The sequence below is a fragment of the Vibrio tapetis subsp. tapetis genome, assembly GCF_900233005.1.
Taxonomy (GTDB): Bacteria; Pseudomonadota; Gammaproteobacteria; order Enterobacterales; family Vibrionaceae; genus Vibrio; species Vibrio tapetis.
The window spans coordinates 3,309,380-3,333,294 of the sequence record NZ_LT960611.1; the positions used below are offsets into that span (position 1 = coordinate 3,309,380).

At 41.4% G+C, this 23,915-nt stretch carries 16 protein-coding genes and 1 pseudogene; 9 read left to right on the top strand and 8 right to left on the bottom strand.

The features are described 5' to 3' along the window. Nucleotides 1–4 precede the first annotated feature (4 nt). The gene (locus VTAP4600_RS14845) at nucleotides 5–3,160 is read right to left on the bottom strand and encodes an EAL domain-containing protein (protein WP_102523509.1); all 3,156 of its coding nucleotides are present in this window, start codon (nucleotides 3,158–3,160) and stop codon (nucleotides 5–7) included. Between the two features lie 114 nt (nucleotides 3,161–3,274). Between VTAP4600_RS14845 and asnC the strand changes: the two genes are divergently transcribed. Then, nucleotides 3,275–3,739: a transcriptional regulator AsnC gene (gene asnC, locus VTAP4600_RS14850; protein WP_102523510.1), complete on the top strand. Its 465-nt coding sequence runs from the start codon at nucleotides 3,275–3,277 to the stop codon at nucleotides 3,737–3,739. Between the two features lie 123 nt (nucleotides 3,740–3,862). On the opposite strand, the gene prlC is transcribed toward asnC, so the two are convergent. After that, nucleotides 3,863–5,905 carry an oligopeptidase A gene (gene prlC / locus VTAP4600_RS14855; protein ID WP_102523511.1) on the bottom strand — a complete coding sequence of 681 codons (2,043 nt, stop codon included), beginning with the start codon at nucleotides 5,903–5,905 and terminating at the stop codon, nucleotides 3,863–3,865. Nucleotides 5,906–6,066: 161 nt separating this feature from the next. Between prlC and VTAP4600_RS14860 the strand changes: the two genes are divergently transcribed. The 7 genes from VTAP4600_RS14860 (at nucleotide 6,067) to VTAP4600_RS14885 (ending at nucleotide 14,010) form a co-directional block, all read left to right on the top strand. Further along, on the top strand, nucleotides 6,067–6,906 hold the full coding sequence (locus VTAP4600_RS14860) for a 23S rRNA (adenine(2030)-N(6))-methyltransferase RlmJ (protein ID WP_102524012.1): 840 nt from the start codon (nucleotides 6,067–6,069) through the stop codon (nucleotides 6,904–6,906). An 82-nt stretch (nucleotides 6,907–6,988) separates the two neighbouring features. After that, nucleotides 6,989–8,347 (top strand): glutathione-disulfide reductase, encoded by a 1,359-nt coding sequence (gorA, locus tag VTAP4600_RS14865; protein ID WP_102523512.1) that lies wholly within the window; start codon nucleotides 6,989–6,991, stop codon nucleotides 8,345–8,347. Between the two features lie 97 nt (nucleotides 8,348–8,444). After that, nucleotides 8,445–9,770 (top strand): site-specific integrase, encoded by a 1,326-nt coding sequence (locus VTAP4600_RS14870; protein ID WP_102523513.1) that lies wholly within the window; start codon nucleotides 8,445–8,447, stop codon nucleotides 9,768–9,770. Next, the gene (locus VTAP4600_RS14875) at nucleotides 9,763–11,514 is read left to right on the top strand and encodes a hypothetical protein (RefSeq protein ID WP_102523514.1); all 1,752 of its coding nucleotides are present in this window, start codon (nucleotides 9,763–9,765) and stop codon (nucleotides 11,512–11,514) included. The genes VTAP4600_RS14870 and VTAP4600_RS14875 overlap by 8 nt, the downstream gene beginning before the upstream one ends. Further along, the gene (locus tag VTAP4600_RS26605) at nucleotides 11,515–12,072 is read left to right on the top strand and encodes a hypothetical protein (protein WP_331813003.1); all 558 of its coding nucleotides are present in this window, start codon (nucleotides 11,515–11,517) and stop codon (nucleotides 12,070–12,072) included. 16 nt (nucleotides 12,073–12,088) lie between these two features. Beyond that, nucleotides 12,089–13,555: a site-specific integrase gene (locus VTAP4600_RS14880; RefSeq protein ID WP_331813004.1), complete on the top strand. Its 1,467-nt coding sequence runs from the start codon at nucleotides 12,089–12,091 to the stop codon at nucleotides 13,553–13,555. After that, nucleotides 13,552–14,010: a hypothetical protein gene (locus tag VTAP4600_RS14885; protein WP_102523515.1), complete on the top strand. Its 459-nt coding sequence runs from the start codon at nucleotides 13,552–13,554 to the stop codon at nucleotides 14,008–14,010. The genes VTAP4600_RS14880 and VTAP4600_RS14885 overlap by 4 nt, the downstream gene beginning before the upstream one ends. 97 nt (nucleotides 14,011–14,107) lie before the next feature. On the opposite strand, the gene VTAP4600_RS14890 is transcribed toward VTAP4600_RS14885, so the two are convergent. The 3 genes from VTAP4600_RS14890 to VTAP4600_RS14900 form a co-directional block, all read right to left on the bottom strand. Next, nucleotides 14,108–14,848 (bottom strand): class I SAM-dependent methyltransferase, encoded by a 741-nt coding sequence (locus VTAP4600_RS14890; RefSeq protein ID WP_102523516.1) that lies wholly within the window; start codon nucleotides 14,846–14,848, stop codon nucleotides 14,108–14,110. Between the two features lies 1 nt (nucleotide 14,849). Next, a complete protein-coding gene (locus VTAP4600_RS14895; protein ID WP_102523517.1) occupies nucleotides 14,850–16,220 on the bottom strand; it encodes a hypothetical protein in 1,371 nt (456 codons plus the stop codon). A 110-nt stretch (nucleotides 16,221–16,330) separates the two neighbouring features. Continuing rightward, entirely contained in the window at nucleotides 16,331–17,029 is a 699-nt protein-coding gene (locus tag VTAP4600_RS14900) for a type I restriction endonuclease subunit R, EcoR124 family (protein ID WP_231897811.1), read from the bottom strand. A 46-nt stretch (nucleotides 17,030–17,075) separates the two neighbouring features. Between VTAP4600_RS14900 and VTAP4600_RS14905 the strand changes: the two genes are divergently transcribed. Continuing rightward, on the top strand, nucleotides 17,076–18,605 hold the full coding sequence (locus tag VTAP4600_RS14905) for a transposase (protein ID WP_102522034.1): 1,530 nt from the start codon (nucleotides 17,076–17,078) through the stop codon (nucleotides 18,603–18,605). Nucleotides 18,606–18,780: 175 nt separating this feature from the next. Here VTAP4600_RS14905 and VTAP4600_RS14910 read toward each other — a convergent pair. The 3 genes and pseudogenes from VTAP4600_RS14910 to VTAP4600_RS14920 form a co-directional block, all read right to left on the bottom strand. Beyond that, nucleotides 18,781–21,048: pseudogene (locus VTAP4600_RS14910) on the bottom strand (type I restriction endonuclease subunit R); the annotation flags it as partial. 67 nt (nucleotides 21,049–21,115) lie between these two features. Further along, nucleotides 21,116–22,342 carry a restriction endonuclease subunit S gene (locus VTAP4600_RS14915; RefSeq protein WP_102523518.1) on the bottom strand — a complete coding sequence of 409 codons (1,227 nt, stop codon included), beginning with the start codon at nucleotides 22,340–22,342 and terminating at the stop codon, nucleotides 21,116–21,118. Further along, the gene (locus VTAP4600_RS14920) at nucleotides 22,339–23,910 is read right to left on the bottom strand and encodes a type I restriction-modification system subunit M (protein WP_102523519.1); all 1,572 of its coding nucleotides are present in this window, start codon (nucleotides 23,908–23,910) and stop codon (nucleotides 22,339–22,341) included. Before VTAP4600_RS14920 ends, VTAP4600_RS14915 begins: the two co-directional genes overlap by 4 nt. Between the last annotated feature and the right edge of the window lie 5 nt (nucleotides 23,911–23,915).

Sequence of the window (23,915 nt, forward strand, 5' to 3'; positions counted from 1 at the left end):
TAACCTAATTTGATGCAGGGCGAGACTGTTGTTGTGCAATCATCTCGTCAATGAGCTCTGGTAATGGTTTTGGCATGCCTATCTCATAACCTTGGCCATAATCGACACCAAGCTCACATAGGCATTCAATGATTGCAGGGCTTTCCACAAACTCAGCCACGGTAATTTTGCCCATCTGCTGAGCCAAGTCGTTAATCGACCGCACCATGATCAGATCCATTTCATTTTCATCGATATCTCGTACAAACAGGCCATCGATTTTTACGATATCTACCGGTAAAGACTTAAGATAACCAAATGAAGATAAACCTGAGCCAAAATCATCTAACGCGATCAAACAGCCTAATGACTTAAGATGAGTAAAGGCTTGCTTTGCCTGTTCGACATTTTGAATGGCTGCGGTTTCCGTTATTTCTAAACAGATTTTACTGCTCGGGAAGCTTGCATCGGAAATGGTTCTTGTCAGGGTGCTTATAAATTCAATATTACCTAAGGACTGGCCTGAGATATTTATCGAACACATATCAATCAAGGCAGACTTCTCAGGGTTGCTATCCAGCCACTGCATCGTTTGCGTAATGACGTGGCGATCCACCAAATGAGCGATGTTGTAGCGCTCTGACGCTGGCATAAAGACACCGGGAGAAAGGTATTCGCCATCTCGCTTTTTGATTCTAACTAAAATTTCTAAGTGGATTCGATTCGCGTTGCTTTCATCTAACCCCAATATTCTTTGGGCAAAGAGCTCCATCCGTTGCTCAGACAACGCCTCATGCACTAAATTAACGCTTTCCATTTGCTGTTGGCGATAATTTAATTCGGCATCATCAACGTGATAAAGCTGATAACGATTACGCCCTTCTTCTTTTGCTGCGTAACAAGCAGTATCAGCCTGTGCGTGAACCATTTGAGGGGAAATGGCGGTATGGTCAATCAAGCGAATGCCGATACTACAACTCAAATTAAGGCGCATTTTATCCAGTACGAATGGATTATCATTAAGCGTATTTATGATCGTTTGCGACACTTTAATGGCTGACACTTCCGTACAGTCTCTTAGCAAGACCCCAAACTCATCTCCCCCCATTCGTGAGAGCACACCATTAAATGGCAACACTTCTTGAATCAATTGGGCACAATATACAATGGCTTCATCACCGGCTTCATGACCAACGGTATCATTGATCACTTTCAGCTGATCGAGATCGATAAACAACATCGCATGGGTTCGATAATGCCCTTCGATTTCTTGCATTGCTTTAAGCAACTGTTGTTCAAAATAATTTCGGTTAAACGCTTTGGTCAGTACATCGTGCTGGGCTTGATAGGCGAGCTGATCCGCCAAATCTCGAGTTTCACTGATGTCTTCCCCAACAATCAATAATTGCTGCGTTTCAGTCAATGGGCGAATATTTTCTCTAATCCAGATGGATTGCCCATCGGCTCTTTTATACTGAACTTCACGTCGCCACACCGATAGCTCAGACGGTTTAGGTTGCAGCAGAAGTTGTCTCGCCGTTAAGGCATTGTCATCGATATAGAATTCTTTTAGAGGATGACCCAGCAATTCCATAGACTGATAACCCAATAGTTCTTGAGAAAATCGGTTTACCGCCTGAATTCGATTGTTTTCATCCAAGGTCACCATCATTACTGGCTGTTTTTCGTAGTAGTGACGAAAACTGGCCTCACTTTCAAATAGCTTTTCTTCCGTTTCTTTGCGAGAGGTAATGTCTTGCGCTTCCACGAGAAACTCTTGATGTGACGGATCAACCACTGGCAAAGCTTTTAATGAAATATCCAATATTCGAGAACCAAGGCTGTGGTGTAGTACTTCCCCCTCAAATCGGATACCTGATGAAATTCGCTCTAAGCTAAAATATTGAAAGATTTTATTGGCTGAATCCGCATGCCAGCTACCAAATTGCCATAATGGACGTTCAATATTAAAATCCTGACTAAATAACATCTCCTGCATACGACTGTTACTAGAAATCAATCGCCCATGCTGATCAAAAATACCTAAGTATAAATTGCTTTGATCGAATACTGTTTCTAGCAAAGCTTGGTTTTTGCGCAGCTGGCGCTTACTGCTATTTAGTCTTTTGGTGTAATAAAGCAAACTGACTATGGTCAGAATCATTATCACAATGAACATCAAATACACTTTAAACTCTTGTAGATAAGATAACCAAAATGGAATCGGCTTATTATATAAGGAGCCCGATAATACTCCGCTACTATCGAGATCCCAATGTTTAAGTGCCTGATAATCTAACTTTAGCTGCGGGTTACTTAAAGAAATGTCCGGCAATGGCGCCTCGGGGTTATGCAACACCTCTAGCGCTTTTGCCCCAACAGCCAACCCATGCAGGTAGCCATCATTGATAATTCCACCAACGCTACCATGACCAAAAACGGCATTATGCAGCATATAGATGGGGGCTTTAGAGTGTTGTTTCAGCCACACCCAATCTTCAATGCCCAGCATCTCGCCATTCTCATCTCGGAAGTATATCCAAAACAGCAAGGCCGATTGTCGTGTCATCTTTTCTGTTATTTGGTGCAAAGTCTGGTTATTACTAGGTGCAATTACTTTAATAAGCGCCCTATCGGCAGGGTTCTTTGTTAAATATTGCTCAATGACCTTACGGGCGGCGTTACCCGTTTGGGAGTGATCGATGATGACCACAATTTTTTCTATATCAGGCTGAAAGCTTTTAATCAGTCGGATATTCCCCGCCACCTCAGAGTGCTCTGGGATGCCTGTGGCTCGAATTCTGGAATGAAGAGTGGTCGAATAATTGTTGATACCACCAAAGATAACGGGAGTCTCACCAATTTCTTTGGACAAACTTTGCATCAGTGCTAATGCGTTATTATCACTGACAATAATGGCCTTAAATTTTTCTTGCTCGAATTTGGTTCTAAACAAAGATTCCAATTGATCAAAGTACTGAGGGGTTTGCAAACGTTTCGTATCAAGATAAAACACGCGATTGGAAATGTTTTCGGAATCCAGTTGTTCAGCAAGCCCCTTTTGGAGATTGTCTGTCCAAAAAAAACCTTGATGGTACGAATGCACGACCAGTACATTTCCGTTACCACCAGACACTCCTGCGGTATATAAAGCAGTGCTTAGCAGTAATGTTACTGTCATTATCCAAGTACGTATCAAAATATCTTCTCGTCAAATTTGTCGGATATGCCTACTATGTCCAGAGCATCCTACTCCAGACTGAAATCTCCGATTCCCCGAAACAAGGAACGTAACATGCATACCAACCAGACACGTCTTGATGATTTAGATCGTGCCATTTTAAAAGCGTTAATGAGCGACGCAAGAACTCCGTATGCAGAAATGGCAAAGCAATTTAATGTTAGCCCAGCCACCATTCATGTGCGAATAGAAAAAATGAAAGCCGCTGATATCATTGAAGGAACGGAGGTGATAGTCAACACCAAGAAGCTAGGGTATGACGTATGTTGCTTTATTGGCATTAACTTGAATGCCGCGAGAGATTACCACTCTGCGATTGCCAAGCTGAATGCACTGGATGAAGTGGTAGAAGCTTATTACACCACAGGTGCTTATAACATCTTCGTGAAGCTAATGTGTAAATCGATAGAAGAGCTGCAGTTTGTCCTGATCGACAAACTGCAGGCCATTGATGAAGTGCAATCAACAGAAACGCTGATCTCACTGCAAAATCCGATCAATCGGAATGTGAATCCTTAGAGAGCAGGTCGGTCGCAGGCTCCCTTGAGGCGGAAGGCGGAAGGCGGAAAATAATAGCGCCTTTAGCCTTTAGCCTTTAGCCTTTAGCCTTTAGCCTTTAGCCTTTAGCGAAGCGTCCCGCTCTTAAGCACTAATACCCGCATGTCTTAGCATGGCATCAATTTGTGGCTCGCGGCCTCGGAAGCGTTTGAATAGCTCCATTGGTTCTTCGCTGCCGCCCATTTCTAGGATGTTGTTTAAGAAGCTTTGTCCTGTTTCAGCATTAAAGATGCCCTCTTCCTCAAAACGAGAAAAAGCATCGGCTGATAGCACTTCAGCCCATAAGTAGCTGTAGTAACCGGCACTGTAACCACCAGCAAAGATATGGCCAAAGCTATGAGAGAATCGGTTCCACTCAAGGCTTGGTAATACGGCTACTTTGCTTTTTACTTCGGCTAACGTTTCTAGTACACGAGCACCAATTTCTGGATCAAACTCGGTGTGAAGGGTGAAATCGAACAAGCCAAGTTCAAGCTGGCGCAAAATAAACATCGCAGATTGGAAGTTCTTGGCTGCGAGCATTTTGTCTAACATTGCTTTTGGCAGTGCTTCGCCTGTTTCATAGTGACCTGAAATGAAGCTTAACGCTTGCTCTTCCCAACACCAGTTTTCTAGGAACTGACTTGGTAGCTCAACCGCATCCCATGGCACACCATTGATGCCAGAAACCGCTGACTCTTCGATCTGCGTTAGCATGTGATGAATACCATGACCCGTTTCGTGGAATAGCGTCACGACTTCGTCATGAGTAAACAAAGCTGGCTTGTCGCCAACGGGTTTATTGAAGTTACACGTAAGGTACGCAACGGGTGATTGCAGTTCACCGGTTTCGGTAACACGACGCACGCGACACTCATCCATCCATGCACCGCCACGCTTGTGTTCACGCGCATACAGGTCTAGGTAGAAGCTACCACGCAGCTCGTCTTTACTGTCAAAAATATCGAAGAAACGCACCGAATCGTGCCATACATCAACCCCCTCACGCTCTTGCACTCGCATGCCAAACACACGGTTCAGTACTTCAAATAAGCCCGCGATGACTTTCGATTCAGGGAAATAAGGACGCAGCTCTTCATCAGAGATTTGGAACAAGTTCTGTTTTTGTTTTTCGCTGTAGTAGCCGATATCCCACGGATTTAACTCAGTGACACCACATTCTTTTTCAGCAAACTGGCGCAATTCTTCTACTTCACGTTCACCTTGTGGCTTGGCTTTTACTGCTAAGTCGTTTAAGAAACCAAGAACTTGTTGTGGGTTTTCCGCCATTTTAGTTGATAGCGATTTTTCACTATAGGTAGCAAAACCGAGCAAACGAGCAATTTCGTGGCGCAACTTTAATTGCTCTGCGATTAACTCAGAATTATCCCATTTGTTAGCATTCGGGCCGCGATCGGAAGCGCGAGTTACGTAAGCTTCATACAGCTCTTTACGTAGCTCTTGGTTGTCACAGTAAGTCATCACGGGAATGTAAGATGGCATTTCCAAAGTAATTAACCAACCATCCAATTCCTTGGCTTGCGCTGCCGCCTTTGCCGCCGCGATTGCTGAGTCTGGCATACCCGCTAATTCCGTTTCATCGGTAATTTGTTTCGTCCAACCCATCGTTGCGTCTAATACGTTATTCGAGAACTGAGAACCAAGCTCAGACATACGCTTGCTGATCTCGCCATAACGATGCTGCTCATCCGCTGGCAAACCAATACCAGAAAGTTCGAAGTCACGCAGTGCATCAGTGATCGATTTCTTTTGCGCTTGCGCTAGGCCGGCAAATTCCTCTGAATTTTTAATACTCTTATACGCATCGTATAAGCCTTTATGTTGACCAACCCAAGTGCCATATTCTGACAAAATAGGCAGACAGCTTTCATAGGCTTCACGTAATTCGTTACTATTTAATACCGAGTTCATGTGGCTCACAGGAGACCAAATGCGGCTTAAACGGTCATCCACTTCAGCCAAGGGCATACAAATCGTTTTGTGACTCGGCGTGTCATTTGCTTCAAGAACTTGTTCTACTTTTGCGCGGCACTCTGCAATGGCTTGCTCTACAGCGGGCTTAACGTGTTCTGGTTTAATTTGAGAAAATAGCGGAAGATCGGTAAAGCTCAATAGTGGGTTGGACATCCTGAGTTCCTTTTAAAATTCGTCTTTTTTATTATTTCTACGTCTAATAAATGTAGGCATCTTATAGAAATTTCAATAGTGGCGTATAATCATTCACATTAGTTTATTAAAGTATCGTGAACCAAGCCTTCACAGCTCATTTCATAAAGCGAGAAACCATTTTGTTAAGTTATCGTCACAGTTTTCACGCAGGCAACCACGCCGATGTGGTTAAGCATATCGTTCAATCATTAATATTGGATGCTTTAGCCCAAAAAGAAACACCCTATGTTTACCACGATACGCACTCTGGTGTTGGTCGCTACGACCTGACTCATGAATGGTCAGAAAAAACCGGCGAATACAAGCAAGGTATCTCTCGCGTTTGGCAACAAACTGATATACCAGCAGACATTAACAGCTACCTAAGTGCCATCACTGAGCTCAATCAAGATGATGAGCTTCGTTACTACCCGGGTTCACCTCGTGTGGCTCGTGCGCACTTACGCCCACAAGATCGGATGGTATTAACCGAACTGCATCCAAGTGATCACCCGCTTTTGGAGCAAGAGTTCCACCGTGATCGCCAAGTGAAAATTTACAAAGAAGATGGTTTTCAACGCTTGAAGGGCAGTTTGCCGCCAAAAGAGCGCCGTGGTTTAGTGCTCATTGATCCGCCATATGAGCTAGCCAATGAATACCGTGATGTCGTAAAAGCAATCGGCCAAAGCCACAAGCGCTGGGCAACGGGTATCTATGCAATTTGGTACCCGGTTGTGAACCGTTACGACATCGATGACATGATCAAAGGGCTTGAAAAGCTCGGTATTAGAAAGATATTACAAATAGAACTCGGCGTTTCTCCAGACACCAATGAGCGTGGTATGACGGCATCAGGCATGATCGTGATAAACCCACCTTGGAAACTGGAAAGCCAAATGAAAGAAATTTTACCGTTCTTACAGCAAGCAATTGCCCCTGCGACCGGTCATCATAAAGTAGAATGGATTGTGCCAGAGTAATTTCAAGGATAAGGAACAGCTCAACACCCTTCGTCCTGATTAGAAAACTTAAAAAAATTAAAACAAATCGGAGAAAGAAACAATGACAACACATTTTGACTATATCTGTATTGGCGGTGGTAGCGGTGGTATCGCATCGGCTAACCGTGCAGCAATGTACGGCGCTAAAGTGGCGCTGATTGAAGCTCAAGACCTTGGCGGTACTTGTGTTAACGTTGGCTGTGTGCCTAAAAAAGTGATGTGGCATGGTGCTCAAATCGCTGAAGCTATGCACCTTTACGCAAAAGATTATGGCTTTGATGTGGACGTCAAAGGCTTCGACTGGAGCAAACTGGTTGAAAACCGTCAAGCTTACATCAGCCGAATCCATGCCTCTTACGATCGAGTATTAGGCAACAACAAAATCAATGTGATTAAAGGCTTCGCTAAGTTTATTGACGAAAAAACCGTTGAGGTAAATGGCGAGCAATACACAGCCGATCATATTCTGATTGCTGTAGGCGGCCGCCCAACGATTCCAAACATTCCAGGCGCCGAGCACGGTATTGATTCAAATGGCTTCTTCGAGCTAAACGAACAACCTAAGCGTGTTGCGGTTATCGGTGCAGGTTACATTGCGGTTGAAATTGCGGGCGTACTGCATGCGCTTGGCACAGAAACACATTTATTCTGCCGTAAAGAATCACCACTGCGTAGCTTTGACCCGATGATCATCGATACCTTAGTTGAAGTGATGAACACCGAAGGCCCAACACTTCATACTCAGTCGGTGCCTAAAGAAGTGGTCAAAGAAGCAGACGGTAGCCTGACTCTTCACTTAGAAAATGGCAACACTCAAAACGTTGATACGCTAATTTGGGCGATTGGTCGTCACCCAACGACCGATGCAATCAACCTATCTAATACTGGCGTTGCAACTAACGATGCGGGTTACATCAAGGTAGACGAATACCAACAGACTAATGTCGATGGCATTTACTGTGTTGGCGATATTATGGAAGGCGGCATTGAGCTGACGCCAGTTGCTGTTAAGGCTGGTCGTCAATTGTCTGAGCGTTTATTCAACAACAAGCCTGAAGCCAAAATGGACTATGAATTAGTGCCTACGGTTGTATTCAGCCACCCACCAATTGGTACGATTGGCCTTACAGAACAAGAAGCAGACGACAAGTTTGGTAAAGATAACGTAAAAGTGTACACATCTGGCTTCACAGCGATGTACACCGCCGTTACGACTAATCGCCAACCTTGTAAAATGAAACTCGTGTGTGCCGGTGAAGAAGAAACCGTTGTAGGCATCCATGGTATTGGTTTTACTGTTGATGAAATGCTGCAAGGTTTCGGTGTTGCAATGAAGATGGGCGCCACTAAAGCAGATTTCGATTCAGTCGTCGCGATTCACCCAACAGGTTCTGAGGAATTTGTTACCATGACGGGTTAGTGTAGGAAAAGTATCTTACACAGGTAAGTAAATCTGGAAAACAATCAATCACTGACTATGCTCTATGTATGGTCAGTGGTATTTTCTAGGTGGTTTTATGTCGTCACTCATACACTCAAGCGATGTTTTCAAAGAAACAGAGCTACAAACATCAAGCGGTGGAACTCTCCATTGCTCCCCTCTGAAAGATAACATTGGTTCCTTGCCTACTCTCTTTAATAAAGAAGGCATATTTAACCGTGAAACTAATAGTTACTTCTTCTATCAGAAAGCCATAAAGCAAGCACAAGATCTATCGCCTTGCGCTCAAGCTCTCCAAGCTTATTACCAGTTCTTAGAAGATAAAGGTTTAGACTGGGATAAATTCCCTCCCATTAAAAGACTCAAACCAACTTACCTCTTTCGCTCTCATTTATTAAAGCAGATCAAGAAGGGTGAACTTGCACACAGCACTGCTAGTGTCCGAATGAACCAGATTGTTAATTTCTACAAGTGGTTGATGCACGATGGTTATTTGAGAATAAAGGATGAGAAAGAAGCACCTTTTAAAATGGAGTTCGTATCAGTTCAAAGTACTGGAATGCTTGCTCATATCTCGCCTACCTTCACTGTCGAAACAAGCGACTTGAGAATTAAAGTGCCAAAGGATGCAAGCAGTAAAAACATTCGCCCTCTGTCACCGTTAAGCCAAGAATCACTTAGTATCCTGACTCAATACTTACCTAATGCGTCAGAAGAGTTACGCCTACAAGTATTGATTTCCATTGATACTGGTATGCGACTTAAAGAAATAGCTACACTCTCACTCGATGCGCTCGATACCGCTACACCATTAGCTGAAAGTGAGCATCGTTACGAGATAGTTTTATCGCCACAATCAACAGGTGTTCAAACCAAATACCGAAAACAAAGACAGGTTGAAATTTCTTCCGAGCTACTGAACATACTCAATGAATATCGTACCTCGGAGCGAAGAATTAAACGAGTCAATAAACTCAATGAGAAGCTTGAGTCCTTACCAAAAACCGCATCCAGTCTAAAACAAGAAACCGTTGAAACACTGGAGTTGTGTGAGCGTCACGAACCACTCTTTGTCAGTGAACAAGGGAACCTTGTTTCAGCTAAGTCTATAGAAGCTCGATGGACAGAGCTAAGAACGCTAATTAAGAAAGAGTATACTTCTTTTACGCACCGCTTTCACGACCTACGCTCAACCTATGCCACTTATCGCTTTAGCGACCTATTGGAAGCCAAACTGCCCGTCGTAGAGTGTATGGAACTTTTGATGAGCTGGATGGGACATAAAAATGAATCAACCACTTGGAAATACTTGCGTTATCTAAAGCGAAAAGATGCATTTAAGGTGAAATTTGGCATTTTGGATAGCATTATGCATGAAGCGCTAGGAGGAGATGATGAGTAGTGTCTCCTATCTAAGTGGCTGGAATCCAGAGCTGTGTATTCAATTGGAGGATGAAGATCGTCGTCTTGCTGATTTTAATCGCTTATTAGTCAAAGGGTTTCCTTCAACGAAACAATTAAAACGAGGCGGACAATTTAAAACTGTGGAACATGAAGATTTTGTGCTTCTGTTAGTTGAATGCTTTCACGAAAAATTGAAAGAAGGGATTAGCCATGACTCGCTCCACACTACCTTTCATAAAACTTCACAATACCTTCGCTGGTGTGAGAAAGAAGATGCTGAAGCATTCACCAAAAGCTCCATCGAGGGCTATATGGCACACGAAAAGATGAGGGCCATGCTTGGTGAAATAAAGCAATCTCCTTACGGTTCAACTCGTTCAAAGCTACTAGTGACTTTTACTGAGTATCTAGCACTACCAAGCCACTACTTTGATAGTGTTGTGGTGTTGTCAAATAATGATAGTGAACCTTTTGAAGCATATACGCGCAGCGATTTAAATCAGCTTCTTCCCTTTTTAAGGCAACTCTTTAATCAGACATATCAGCAATTTGTGGTCGAACCTGATAAGCATTTAAATGCGCCTGTAAGAATTCCCGCTATGACATTTTCATACAAAGGGCAGAGCTATCAGATTTATGGGGGTATATCCAAGATGATGTGTGCTGCAACATATTTGCTTGCATATTACACCTACACCAATACAGGCGAACTATTCAAACTCAAAAGGCCTACGGCAGCATCGACCTCTATCAGTGAGATATGGTACACCATGCCAGCCTTTAGGCGTCGAGCATTTAAAAGTATCCAAGTAGAAATGGGAGGGCATGGATTGATAGATGTCCCCAAATATTCCATAAGCTTTTTTGATAAGTTACTTCACGCCTCAACACTGATTTCAAGTGATGAAAATGCGCTACTACTTCAAACAGTTGTCAACAAAAAACCTCAACGGATAAAAACCGTTACCCTACAAGATTCTCTGCTGAAATGGATTGAAAAATACTTTAATTTTCGTGACCAAACCAAACGCCGCTTACGCCCTATGATCAGTCGTTTTCGTGAAACAGGCTCACAGTTAACCGCTTATCATCAAGGGGAGATGACCAACGACATTATGCTAAATAATACCCCTAACACCCGTAAACAACACTATAGCCAAGGTAATAAACATATAAACAACGGCATGTTGCAAGATGTAATGGTAATCAGGCAAGAACAGATTAAAAGTGGAGTATCCCCCAAAATAGCACAGGAAAATCTAGGGATTGAAATGTTGGTCATAGAGTCTGAATATAAAGTCAACATTCCCGACCTAAGTCGAACTGCTAGTGGAAGCAGTTGTGCTAACCCATTTGGTGAGCAATCAAAGATGTACACAAAAAAAGCACAGAAGCAGAGATTATTGAAAGAAGGGGAAAGGTTAGCGTGTGCAGACCTACTAAAGTGCTTTGGTTGTAAAGAACAGGTTATTGTCCAATCAGTAAATGATATCTGGTGCTTACTGTCTTTTAAAGCATCTATAGAAGAATCACTATATCTTCATCTAGATACACACCACTATCACAAGAACTTTGAAACAGTAGTGACATTCATCAATACAAACATTCTCCCCAAACTGAAAAAAAGTATTTTAAAACAAGCTGAAACCAAGCTTGATGACAAAGGTTATCACCCGTTATGGGACGACAGTAAATCTATACTTGGGCTTATCCCTAACTCAACGAACAAGGGGCCCCAATAAATGGATACTTCAACACTATACTCACTTGGTTTTCCGGAAAAACACAAAATTGAATATGTAGACGTTGTAGGCCTTTATCATAGTGGTAAGTTTGGAGAGCTTAATCGAGTCATTATCTGCAAGAATAAAGATGGCAAAGTGACAACCACTATCGGTCAGAGTCTGTGGGACTTAAGAGTTTTTATCCGAGGTAATGGTGCAAATAAACTTAATTTCAACGAATGGAGCACATCACAGAGTCTTCAACGAGAATTAAAGCTAATTGCATTTGGGATACTGTTTAATAACGGCCCTCAACAACGAAAGGCACTGAAGCCTTCAACTACTATAGCTCAGATTTCTAAACTCAAAATTGCTTACCGTTTTCTAGCTAAACACCAATTAACATCTCTGAGCACGCTTTCTAAACCTACAACGTGGGCAAAGTTTGAATTGTACTTAAAACATCAGGATTATTCACGTCACACTTTAGAGTTAATCTTTACTGCAATAAATTCCGTCATTAAGCTTGGGGGGTTGGCATCAACTTCAATTAGGCATCGCTCGCATAAACACTAAAGAGTGTGCAAAGTCATTGAGTAATAGAGAACCTCAACAAACGTTAGTTATTCCAGAACGTTTGTGTAACGAAATTTATGGAAAAGCCATAAAGTTAGTCGAAGAAGCTATACCCTATAAACAACTCATTGCCGATACAGAACATGCTCTCCAAGAAAACTACTTACAAGGTAAGCGTACCCTTGAGGAAAAAATGCGCCAAGGCCACACCTTCACTTTTATGGCCAACAATGGAGAAATTGATGTACATAAGTTTGCGACTGCAGTTAAGGATACTCAACCAAAAAAACCTAAAGATATCCTTGCTCCTTTAAGTAAAAAGGTAACTCACTTAAAACATGGTGAGGATTTTAGGCGATATTTAGGGCAACTTATCAACGCTTGCTACATTATTTGTGGCGGTTTTAGTGGAATGCGTGAGTCGGAATTAAACAAGCTTACTCCCAACAGTTATTACAAGGATACTTTTAAGGGGCGTGACTATCATCTGTTGCAATCTCACACTTTTAAGCTAGGTGAAAAACGAGAAACATGGGTCACTGCACCGATCTCAAGACAAGCTATTGAACTGATTTCTGTACTAACAAAAAAGTGGCGACAAAAAGCTAAATTCCCCTCCGAAAAATACGCAAATTCACTTTGGGTTAATCAATGTTACCGTTCCAAACCGCCAGTACTTATCACTGATTGGAGTGAAAGATTACGTCGGTTTTGTAGACAGTTTAACTTTGTTGTTACCGAAGATGATTATCAAGAGTGTGCCAAGAGCAACCCACGTTCAATTGAGCGAATAAACAAAAACGTCAAGGTGGGTCAACCTTGGCCTTTAGCCTCACATCAGTTTAGACGCACACTTGCGTTCTACTGCATAAAAAACCGGTTAGGAACATTGGTGTCATTAAAACAACAATTTAAGCATACCTATCCAGTAATGACAGAATGGTACACCAATGGCGGTAAGTTGGCAAGTTTACGAGACTTAATGGTAGATCAAAAAGTACAAAAAGCACTTAATGACATTAACGCTGAAACCACAGCAAACAAAATCTTTAAGCAGTGGCACTCAGATGAAAAACTCTCTGGTACACATGGCAAAGCGATTATAAAAATGCGAGGGGATGTGCCGACCATCTATAGTTCATGGGATGTTATTTATAAAGCTGTAAAAGAAGGCAAGTTGACACTACATGGTTCAATGCACAGCTATTGCAAATCTGGTTATGACTGCGATATGGACGGTGTAGTCACCCCCCAATTCTGTGTGGACTGTGGCTCTGGTAGTAGCATTATTGACGAGCAACAGGCTAAGTGGTGGCAGAAAAAACATCTTAGTCTAGTTGCTTACATGAAGTCAGATGAAGATATTTCAGTCAGTGAGCAGAGCCACTACATCACTCAAGTTAGAGCGGCGGAAAACGTGATGAGAGATTTTGATATGCCCTTTGTTCCTTTCGAACCTGATTTGAAGGTAACTAATTTATGAGTAAGAGTGAAAATACACGACTAGCATTAGAAGCCGCCCTAGAACGTATTAAACAAGGCAAGCCCAAGCGTATTCCTACTCACCGAAAACTCAGTGTAAGAGCTGTCGAGGAAGAAGCCAATCTAGGCAATGGCAGTGGCTATTACTACCCAGAGTTTGTAGAGAAGGTTAAGCAGACCAAAGCTGATATCGCCGAAGGCAAAGGTGAAATAGTCCAGCCGGAGGTCCAGACGGTACGAGCAAAGCTGAATGAGCAGAAACGTATCAAGGAAAAATTTAAGGCTAAGTATGAGACTGAGAGAGAAAAACTAGCCCTGTTCGCTGCTTCACAGCACCACCTTAACGATAAGCTGGTTCAAGCGTTGGCTCATATAGAGGATTTGGAGTTTGAAAATTCCCAATTACGTGAAGAGTTAGTACAATTAAAACGGACTAAGGTTGTACCAATTAAGTAGCTTAGAAATACACTAGATAGCGATATAGGCTTCACAATCATGAACTATATAAATATTGCTCCAGACCATGAACGCCAGGAGCAATATTACTTGAATTTTAAGCAGGCTTTCTTGCTCTCACAATACGATGATTCCTAAGAGTCTTTGTATCTGGTTGAGTAAACGAAACTGTACTCTCGTCGACTATGAAACCAATATCATTCAATCTATTTATAATATCTTTGTAATGTGCTGTCGATTTATGATAAATGTAATCATTATAAACAAAACACCCATTAGGTTTGAGTACTCGAAACAACTCTTCAAGTTGGTTATCATAAATAGGGAAATGCATTACAAAACTAGATAGAACGGCATCTATCGAATTATCATTTATCTCTAAAGGATTAACACCATCAAATAAGAAAACTTCACTTTTTATATCTTTAAGCAATTCATATTTTTTCGATGCCGACTTTACAGCAAACTCAGATATATCTAATCCCGTAACACTTTTAACCTCATCAATATAATGACCCTCAGTTAAAACCTCAGCAAGAATACCACCACCACACCCGAAATCTATGATACTACCAATAGGACTATCATTAGCCTTTTCAATAAGAGTGCTTATTAGCTCTTTTGTATATGAATAATCAATCACATCACCATTAAGCTTAATTCTTATTTCAGACAAAGCTGAAACATCTTCTTTACTAAGATTTGCTGGTGTTTCTGGAATATATATTTTATCCATATACCTGTAGTATATTTTTTGATCTACTATTAACTCTTCAGCCAAAGGAATGCAACTACCTTTAGGAGCTTGTACGTAAATTAGATTTTTGTATATTTCCATATTAGACCCCAAAAAATTTCAGTATCGAACTCTGGTTTTTCTTTCCACCAAGAGCTCTTCTTGGTCTTAACCTAGTTACTAGCACAATAGATATTGTCATGTAAACTATTACCGCAATATTGCAATAGTACAATATGTGATAAATTTTTTCTAACAGGGCGCGATTACCTCCCTCTAGATAACTTTCTAACCAAGGGCTTTGATGCACTAATATATAGCACATGAACCACACCCCAATAGGCATAGATAAAAATAATTTAGCACCGACACTTATGTTTACTTGCTTAATAAATCTAAACTTTATCAAGATCCCTAAGCAGACTAATAACCAAAGTGCATCAATAGAAAAATATTGCCAATCAGGAAAAATTGTCGAGAACCCGTTCAACTCAGTCTGCCGAGTTCTGTCAAACCCGAAAGATGTAAATAGAGAAAAAACTATACTAAATATAAGTAAATTAATTTCTCTTCGTCTTGGCTTCTCTAAGTCTTCCATATCAGCTTTCACGGAAATAGAGCAGACCCCACCTTCACTTATTAATTTATCCCCAGCAGTACCGTAATTCACTTTAAATAATGAAGAAGTGTATATACCTAAATCAGCCCATTCATCAAAGTATTTAATCTTTGACTGAGAGAACACTTTAATAATCTCACCAACTTTCGAGTCATTTCTATCTTTTACTTCTACTTTACTTCTACAAACATCATATTTTTTACTTGTTTGTATATAAGTCTTAAAATCCGGAGATTTAACAGTCATATTTGTAGGGAAGTCGATATTAGAGGTAAATGAAAATCCATTTTGACCTATATTTAAATCAATATTAAAAACTGATTTAAACCAATAACCATAAGAAATAAATTTATTTAACTCCGAATCACCCGGGCTAGGTTTTTGTTGTAAAACCACTTGATTAGTTTCATTTTTTATATTTAATGGCACGATAATTATATTATCTATTCCTGGCTTGTTTTCTTTGACACCAAAAACCCCACCAATATCAAGTTCTTTTAAATAACTAGATAACGCCCCCGTACAAGATGTAGAAGTAAACTCTTTAACTACATTCGATATATTAGCGTCATATCGAGACTCAGAACCCCAGAACTGACTAAGGACGTCACTATTTTTATAAAATGCAACCTTGTCATCATGCTCCATCACTGGGACACTTTGCCCTTTCTCATCAAGGAACTCTACAATGAGCTTACTATCCTCCACTTCATTATGGAATGCGATCGCATTGTAAATGGTCACTTCACAACGGTTGTCATTTTGCTTGTTTAACACAATAAATTGAAAAAACTTGTCTAGTACTATTGTTGTTTCTTCAGTGCTATCAACTGATATTTTTGTAGTTAGCTGCATTTAAAATCACATTTTTTATCAAGTTTATTTTAAGTGAGAGGTTTTGCATATTTTTCTCTCGTAAAGTTATTCGATAATCTATTGAGTATCACGTTTTTATGAAACCAAACCTAACATCCACCAATAAACGTATCAACAAACCCTTTGAACTTCTCGGTCAACCGTCCAACAATCTTCTTACGTTGCAGTATCGTCGGCTTCGTTTGCAGTGTTCCTGCGAAGTCATCACGTAGTGGCATTTCTTCGCTAAGCTCATAACGGTTAACCAAGATTTCTAGCTTATCAGTATCTAGATTTTCTTCAGTTGCCATGCTTTCTAAAGCTTCGCGTTTCTCTTTTTCCCAAAAGTACTCAAACTCTTCCTCGACATCAGCGTGAGCTGGTATGCCGTCAAGGTGCTCATTCATGAACTTCTCGATTAGAGCCTTCTTACTGAGTAATGTAGGGTCAGAGCCAATAAGGTTCGCGATTACCTGACGCTTACGCTCTTTCTCGTCAGTGCTCTCTTCTTCATGAAGTTCACGCAGTAAGTGAAGAATGTAGCCAACATTGACTTCATCACGGTGCATGAGCTCTAGTTCAAAATCGACGTCATCAAGTATTGATACTTTCTCTTTGGTTGAGTTCTCACGTAACTGACGATTCAAGTCGGCATATTTACTGGTGAAGTCCTGAAACTCCTGATCGCTCATCGCGGTCGAGTCCATATCAAAATCAGCGAAGTTACCTAACGAGGCTGTAGAATTTCTCCTCGCCCGTCTCAATTCTGATCCTGCCGCCATTTCATCACGATATGAACTTGAACGCACTAACTCCTTGTGATCTAATCTAAATTATTCGCCACAAGACACGGTTATGCCCAACTTCAAAACCGATTACTCGAACCAAAACATGTTCGTCCCTATCATCATCGATGAACAACTCATCCCCGGAACTATTGAGTATGCGATTTCCCACATTGTCGATAACCACCTCGACCTCTCGCCCTTTGATGCGCACTACCACAACGACAAAAACGGGGCGGCGGCTTATCCACCCTCCATCATGCTTAAGGTTATTTTTTACGCCTATTCCCTCGGCATGTTAACTAGCCGACGCATAGAAAGAGCCTGCATCAACAATGTCACTTTCATGTGCTTATCGGGCGACGAGCGACCACACTTCACCACTATCGCGGCTTTCATCGCACAAATGAAAGACACCATCGAACCACTGTTCACTCAGGTTCTCATGATATGCGATGAACAAGGCCTAATTGGCCATAACATGTTTGCTATTGATGGCTGTAAAATTTCATCCAATGCTAGTAAAGAATGGAGTGGCACACACGAAGAGCTTCTCCGTAAAAAAGAAAAACTACAGCGGGCGAGCCAGCGAATTATCGAGCGTCATCAAAGCCAAGATTCGCTCCCAAATGAAGTTATCGAACAAGACCTAAGACAAAAACAAAAGCTTGATAGCAGCGCCGATAAAATAGGTGCATTTCTGGCGAGCACTCAAGACAAATTGGGCAGCAGTAAAAAACCCGTAAAAAGCAACATCACGGACAATGACAGCGCCAAAATGACCACCTCAAAAGGCACGATTCAAGGTTATAACGGTATCGCCATCACAGATGACAAGCACCAAATTATTTTACACAGCCAAGTGTGGGGAAGCGTTGGTGAGCAGCAAACATTAAAGCCTGCAGTGCTCGCTTTGAAAGAACAATTAGAGAAGCTACCCAACAGCTCAGAGCGCACCACCAAGTTCACCGCAGACAGTGGATTTCACAGTAAAACTAACCTCAAGTTCCTATCTGAGACCCCTTATGATTGTTACATAGCAGACACTGGATTTCGCAGTCGTAATCCACTATTTCAAAACAGTGAAACCTATCAGACCGAGCAAGAGAAAAAACGGAAGAAACGCTCGAAAACAGGTAAAACCTGTTACTCCATTTCTATGTTCGAGTTCAACCAAGACGAAATGACTTGCCGATGCCCTGCAGGAAATATGATGCGACTGAGCAGCAAAAACGCCGTCATCCGTGGGGAGCGTGGTGCTCAGTTTTGTGGATACCTAAACGACTGCAGACAATGCGTGCATCAACCGCTGTGCATGAGAAAACCGCCTGGCAAGCAAGTCGGTCGACAAGTCTTCTTCATCTACAAAAATACCAAAGACTTTGACCACATGCAGGCCATGAAAGACAAGATTGATAGCCCAGAAGGAAGGCGGCAATACAGTAAACGGCTTGGGTGTGTTGAACCTGTTTTTGGTAACATCACCGTCAACAAACAGATGAATCGATTTACGCTAAGAGGACAAGAGAAAGTGAACGCCCAATGGGCGATGTTCAGCATGCTTCACAACATAGAAAAGCTAAGAAATTGCATTATCTAGAGGGTAAAACCTCTCAAATCAACGAAAAATCCAGATTCCCTCTCATCCTGTCGCTCTATCTTTCCTTACTATGGTAAAGGTCGCTATCATCGAGCAGTATTTACGCCGTTGCCAGTAGGATTAATGACGATAAAAACATGGGAAATCGGTGAAAAATCGAGAAATTCTACAGCCTCAACATGTTTTTAAGACGCATCAATTCACGGAACTGCCTAACAAACAGAGCCTGAGCCTCTTCATCAGGAAGGGTATCGACAGAATCAACCGTTGGCGTAATTGCCATTAACGCTTCGTAAGCCTTATCAAAATCAGCTAGCAGTTCTTCAAATGGCGGTATCACGATTGATTCATTCGGCTGCTTATTAGAGAACAATGTAAAGGCATCATCTGCTGCTTTCTTCAGGTTGCGGAAACAGACCACATTACCGTGAGACTTGGTTTCATCTAACAGGCGGTTAGTTCGCGAGAATGCTTGAATGAGTCCGTGATTCTTTAAGTTCTTATCGACATATAGCGTATTAAGTTTTGGAGCGTCAAAACCCGTTAGAAACATGTTTACGACAAGAAGAATATCGATCTCTTTAGCTTTTACTCGCTTAGAGATGTTCTTGTAATAGTTATAGAATGACTCGTTATCCTTGGTCGTATAGCTTGTACCAAACATCTTGTTATAGTCGCCTATGAAAGACTCAAGCTTATCTCGGCTGTGCAGTTTTACGGCGTCTCCATCGTTAAGATACTTCGCAGCGACTTCTTGAACCTCTGCTGCATCACTATTGCCTAGCTCGTATTCTTCCTCTTCATTGGCTTCATAACTAAAGATGGTCGCCACTTTGAGGTTGTGCTTGCCTTCCGCTTTCTTCTTCGTAAGCAATTCGTAGTATTGGACTAACTCTGGCACACCCGACACACAGAACATCGCGTTGTAGTCACGGCTGTGCGTCTTTCTTCGGTGATGAGTAATGATGTAGTCGGTAATTTTATCAAGACGCGCAGGAGAGCTTAGAAGCTCTTTAGTGTCGATATCTTCTACTTCAATATCAAGATTGTTGTTCGAACCATCTTTGTACTGATAGCGCCCCACATACTCAATAGCAAACTTCAGAACGTTATTGTCACGAATCGCATCAACAATCACATAGGGGTGTAAACATTCGCCAAAAAGGTCTTTTGTGGTTTTCTTTATGGATTTCTTAGCGACTGCGTTTTCAGCAAAGATTGGGGTACCTGTAAAGCCAAACAGCTGAGCCCCCTTGAAGAACTCGGTGATGTTCTGGTGCGTATCACCAAACTGGCTGCGGTGACACTCATCGAAGATAAAAACAATACGTTTATCTTGTAGCGCTTCCATCTCATTTAAGTAGCGCTTTTTAGTCACCACGTTATTGAGCTTTTGTAGCGTAGTAACGACAAGCTTACTGTTGCGATTCTCGTTAATCTTTTTACCTTTAATTGGCTTATCGATTAACTGGTGAAACAGCATATTGGTATTGTCTGTGCTATCAACACAACCTTTGGCAAAGGCATTAAATTCTAATGCTGTTTGGTAATCGAGGTCTTTACGGTCAACAACAAAAACGACTTTATCGACTTCACTTAATGAAGTCATAATCTGCGCAGCTTTAAAAGATGTCAGCGTTTTACCTGAACCCGTGGTATGCCATATGTAGCCATTCAAGTCGGAAGTTTTGACTTGTTTAATGATCTCTTCCACTGCATAGAACTGATACGGGCGCAGCACCATTAAGAACTTACCTGTCTCGTTCAAAACTATGTACTTGGTCAACATCGCTGTTAGGTGCGACGTTGTTAGGAAAGCACTAGCAAAGCTCGGAAGCTGGCTAATTCTCTTGTTATCAAAATCCGTCCAATCAAAAGTTTGCTTAGCGGACATCTCGCTATTATTAGAGAAATACTGAGTATTAACCCCATTAGAAATCACGAACAGTTGAATATAATTAAACAGACCGTGGTTGGCATGATAGGAATGCTTTTGATAGCGCTTAACTTGATTAAACGCCTCTTTTAACTCAATACCACGGCGTTTAAGCTCAATTTGAATAAGAGGAAAACCATTCACCAATACCGTCACGTCATAACGGTTGGTATAGATACCCTTCACTGTAATTTGCTGGGCAACCTGAAACTTGTTTTTACTGGCATCATCAAACAACGTAAGGTGTCGGCTATCACCATCATCCAAGGTAACATCGATGTGGTCGCGCAATGCCTTCGCTTTGGTGAAGATATTACCTTTCTCTAGCTTACCCAATACCTGACGAAACTCAATGTCTGAAAGCGAACATTCATTCACTTTTTCAAGTTGAGTTTTTAGGTTCGCTTCAAGCTCTGCATTGTCTTTAAGCGCAATAGCTTCAAAGCCTTGAGTGCAAAGCTGAGCAATTAAGTTATCTTCTAATTGTTGTTCTGATTGATAAGCCATGTGACGATTTACTTTCCTTGGGTGCCTTTATGTAAAACCCTAACTGATAGGGCTATGCATGTAACAGTTACACAAACATCTGTTGAAGTAAGCCTTTCTTAAATTGTTTGGTTTGTTCTACCTGTTCTGCGATAGCTTTGATTTTGACATCGATAGCCTGTAGGAAATGAGTGATTTTTTGCTGCTCCTCCAAACAAGGAAGATGAACTTTAGTTTTCAACCAACCTTGAGTTTTGAAAAGCAACTTTTCAATATGAACACCATCACTATTGGTGAAGAACGCTCTACGCATAAAAGGAATCGCTGTAAATCGATTGAAATATTCGATATCTAAAAGCTCTTCAACTGGACGGAATACATTGTATTCATTTGAAACAATAGCGCCGTCAAGTTCTGAAGGAACTAGCCCACACGCGCCATGTACAATTTGTCGCTTCGAAATGACGAACTCATTTTCATGAATAGTAAATTGGTTCTTCACAAGTACATCTTTACCTTTGAAGTGTCCGCGACTTTTCACACCACCAAACCCACGTTTAACAGTTATAAGCTCATAGATTTCTTCATCCCCCATTTTTAAAGAGTCTGACTGTAAAAGTAAGATTTCTTTTAATGCATACTCTTTCCACTCGGGAAACGCATTACCGTCTTCATCTTTAAAGCGAATTTGCTGGTTGAAAATCTGTTGCATCACACCTTTTTTGTACTCTTTGAATAGACGATGCTTTTCCGTTAGTTGGCTGATTTTAGTATCTATAGAGGTTAGAAAGTCAGCAACTTTTTGTTGCTCTTCTAGACTGCAAAATAAAACTGGAAACGACCCAACATCAAAACTAGTAATGTTGGGATCTTTTCGACTACTCGCAGCAAATCGTCTCCACCTTGATATTTGAGCGTTTAAATAATGCTGCAAGTACTCAGAATGCACTTCATCTTTTCTAGGGTTTAGTACTGAAAGAGCTTGGTTTGTTGCAGATGGCTCTTTGAGCAGTCCAGTACGACCAATTTGTTTAAAGCCTCCATACATAGCGACAAGTACACTTCCAACAGGCTGTACTTTCAATGACGTTTCTTTTAAGGCTAAATCCGTCACTTTCTCTTCAGTATCATTAATAAGCGAATTATTGAGGTCTGTAGTTTTTACCCAAGGGATATAACCATTTCTGAAGTACTCTTTATTGGAGCGTAATGGTGTTGAACCAGATTTGACAGAGCAAAAGCTGCGGATCTTCTTTTTCTTATAAGACTGATCAAAGCCATCAAAACGGAGCCTTGGTACTAAATCATCAATCATCCTCTCACCTCAAACGGTACATCAATTCCTAACTCTAGGCAGAATTCAGCAATTGACTGTTCACTCTCTAGCATTGTTTTATCATTGCTAATTAGTAACTTTGATACTTCCTCTAAGTTGACTGCAACTTCCTCTTCAAAAGTATCAACATAACGAGGGATATTGAGGTTGTAGTCATTCTCATTTAAATCAGCGGGTGTCGCTAAAAAAGAAAATTTATCAATTGTTTGGCGCTTAGTTACCGCATCAAGAATACGCTGCAAATCTTCCTCACGCATTACATTGTTGTTGGTACCTTTCTCGAAGTAACTACTCGCATCAATAAATAACACGTCATCATCGACTTTACGATTTTTCTTCAACACCAACACACAAGTTGGAATAGATGTACCAAAGAATATATTGGCAGGTAAACCAATCACCATATCTAGATAGTTTTTCTCTTTGATAAGGTGCTGACGAATATGCCCTTCTGCAGCGCCGCGGAACAACACACCGTGGGGCAGAACTACAGCCATGGTGCCGTTATCATCAAGTTGATGAACCATGTGCTGAACAAAAGCAAAATCCGCTTTTGATTTAGGAGCAAGCTTACCGTAGTCAGAAAAACGCTCATTGTTTAGATGCAAAGGATTTGCAGACCAGTCAGCAGAGAATGGAGGATTGGCTACTACCGCGCTAAAGCGTTGCTCGATATGTGCTGGGGTTTCTAGCGTATCGTCATTTTGAATGTCGAAACGATTGTAGTGAACATCGTGCATAATCATGTTCATACGAGCTAAGTTATAAGTACTTGGGTTTTGCTCTTGTCCGTAGAATTTTAAATCTGGGTTATTAGCTTCTTTGGCAACACGGAGCAACAAAGAGCCAGAACCACACGTTGGGTCATAAACAGATTTAAGATTTGGATTATCAAGCGTCACAAGCTTAGCTAGCAGCTTAGAGACCATTTGTGGTGTATAAAACTCGCCAGCTTTTTTACCCGCACCGCTGGCAAACATACCAATTAGATACTCGTAAGCATCACCAAGAATATCAATTTCACTGTTTTCTAAGTGGAAATCGATGTTATCTAGGTGCTCAAGTACTTTGGCAATCAGTTTGTTACGAGCATCTGGCGTTTTACCTAGCTTATTTGAAGTTAGGTCTAGCTCATCAAACAGGCCGTTGAAATCGTCAGCACTGTCTGCGCCCATAGTGCTTTGTTCAATGTCATTAAGAACATCACGTACATCATCAAGAATGAACTCGCCATTAGCGCCAGCTTCAGCAACTACATGAAACAGCTCTGATGGCTTAAAGAAGTAACCTAGTTTGTCTAGTGCTTCTTCTTGGACAGCCTCTAGATACTCTTGGCCTTCATCACTCTTTTCATCAATTTGAGCAAACTGGATACCATCCTCTGAAAGCAGTTCATCAGCGTAACGGTTTAGCTTATCTGATAGATATTTGTAGAAGATCAGGCCAAGGATGTAATCACGAAAATCATCGGCAGACATGTTACCGCGAAGGGTATTGGCGATGTTCCAAAGCTGTTTCTTTAGTTCTTGTTGATGCTGTTCGACCATTTAGG

Excerpts from the sequence above, each read along its gene's own strand:
- VTAP4600_RS14870 (WP_102523513.1), top strand. The coding sequence starts at position 8,445 with ATGTCGTCACTCATACACTCAAGCGATGTTTTCAAAGAAACAGAGCTA.
- VTAP4600_RS14885 (WP_102523515.1), top strand. The coding sequence starts at position 13,552 with ATGAGTAAGAGTGAAAATACACGACTAGCATTAGAAGCCGCCCTAGAA.
- VTAP4600_RS14895 (WP_102523517.1), bottom strand. The coding sequence starts at position 16,220 with ATGCAGCTAACTACAAAAATATCAGTTGATAGCACTGAAGAAACAACA.
- VTAP4600_RS14875 (WP_102523514.1), top strand. The coding sequence starts at position 9,763 with ATGAGTAGTGTCTCCTATCTAAGTGGCTGGAATCCAGAGCTGTGTATT.
- VTAP4600_RS26605 (WP_331813003.1), top strand. The coding sequence starts at position 11,515 with ATGGATACTTCAACACTATACTCACTTGGTTTTCCGGAAAAACACAAA.
- VTAP4600_RS14915 (WP_102523518.1), bottom strand. The coding sequence starts at position 22,342 with ATGATTGATGATTTAGTACCAAGGCTCCGTTTTGATGGCTTTGATCAG.
- asnC (WP_102523510.1), top strand. The coding sequence starts at position 3,275 with ATGCATACCAACCAGACACGTCTTGATGATTTAGATCGTGCCATTTTA.
- prlC (WP_102523511.1), bottom strand. The coding sequence starts at position 5,905 with ATGTCCAACCCACTATTGAGCTTTACCGATCTTCCGCTATTTTCTCAA.
- VTAP4600_RS14890 (WP_102523516.1), bottom strand. The coding sequence starts at position 14,848 with ATGGAAATATACAAAAATCTAATTTACGTACAAGCTCCTAAAGGTAGT.
- VTAP4600_RS14920 (WP_102523519.1), bottom strand. The coding sequence starts at position 23,910 with ATGGTCGAACAGCATCAACAAGAACTAAAGAAACAGCTTTGGAACATC.
- VTAP4600_RS14905 (WP_102522034.1), top strand. The coding sequence starts at position 17,076 with ATGCCCAACTTCAAAACCGATTACTCGAACCAAAACATGTTCGTCCCT.
- VTAP4600_RS14845 (WP_102523509.1), bottom strand. The coding sequence starts at position 3,160 with ATGACAGTAACATTACTGCTAAGCACTGCTTTATATACCGCAGGAGTG.
- gorA (WP_102523512.1), top strand. The coding sequence starts at position 6,989 with ATGACAACACATTTTGACTATATCTGTATTGGCGGTGGTAGCGGTGGT.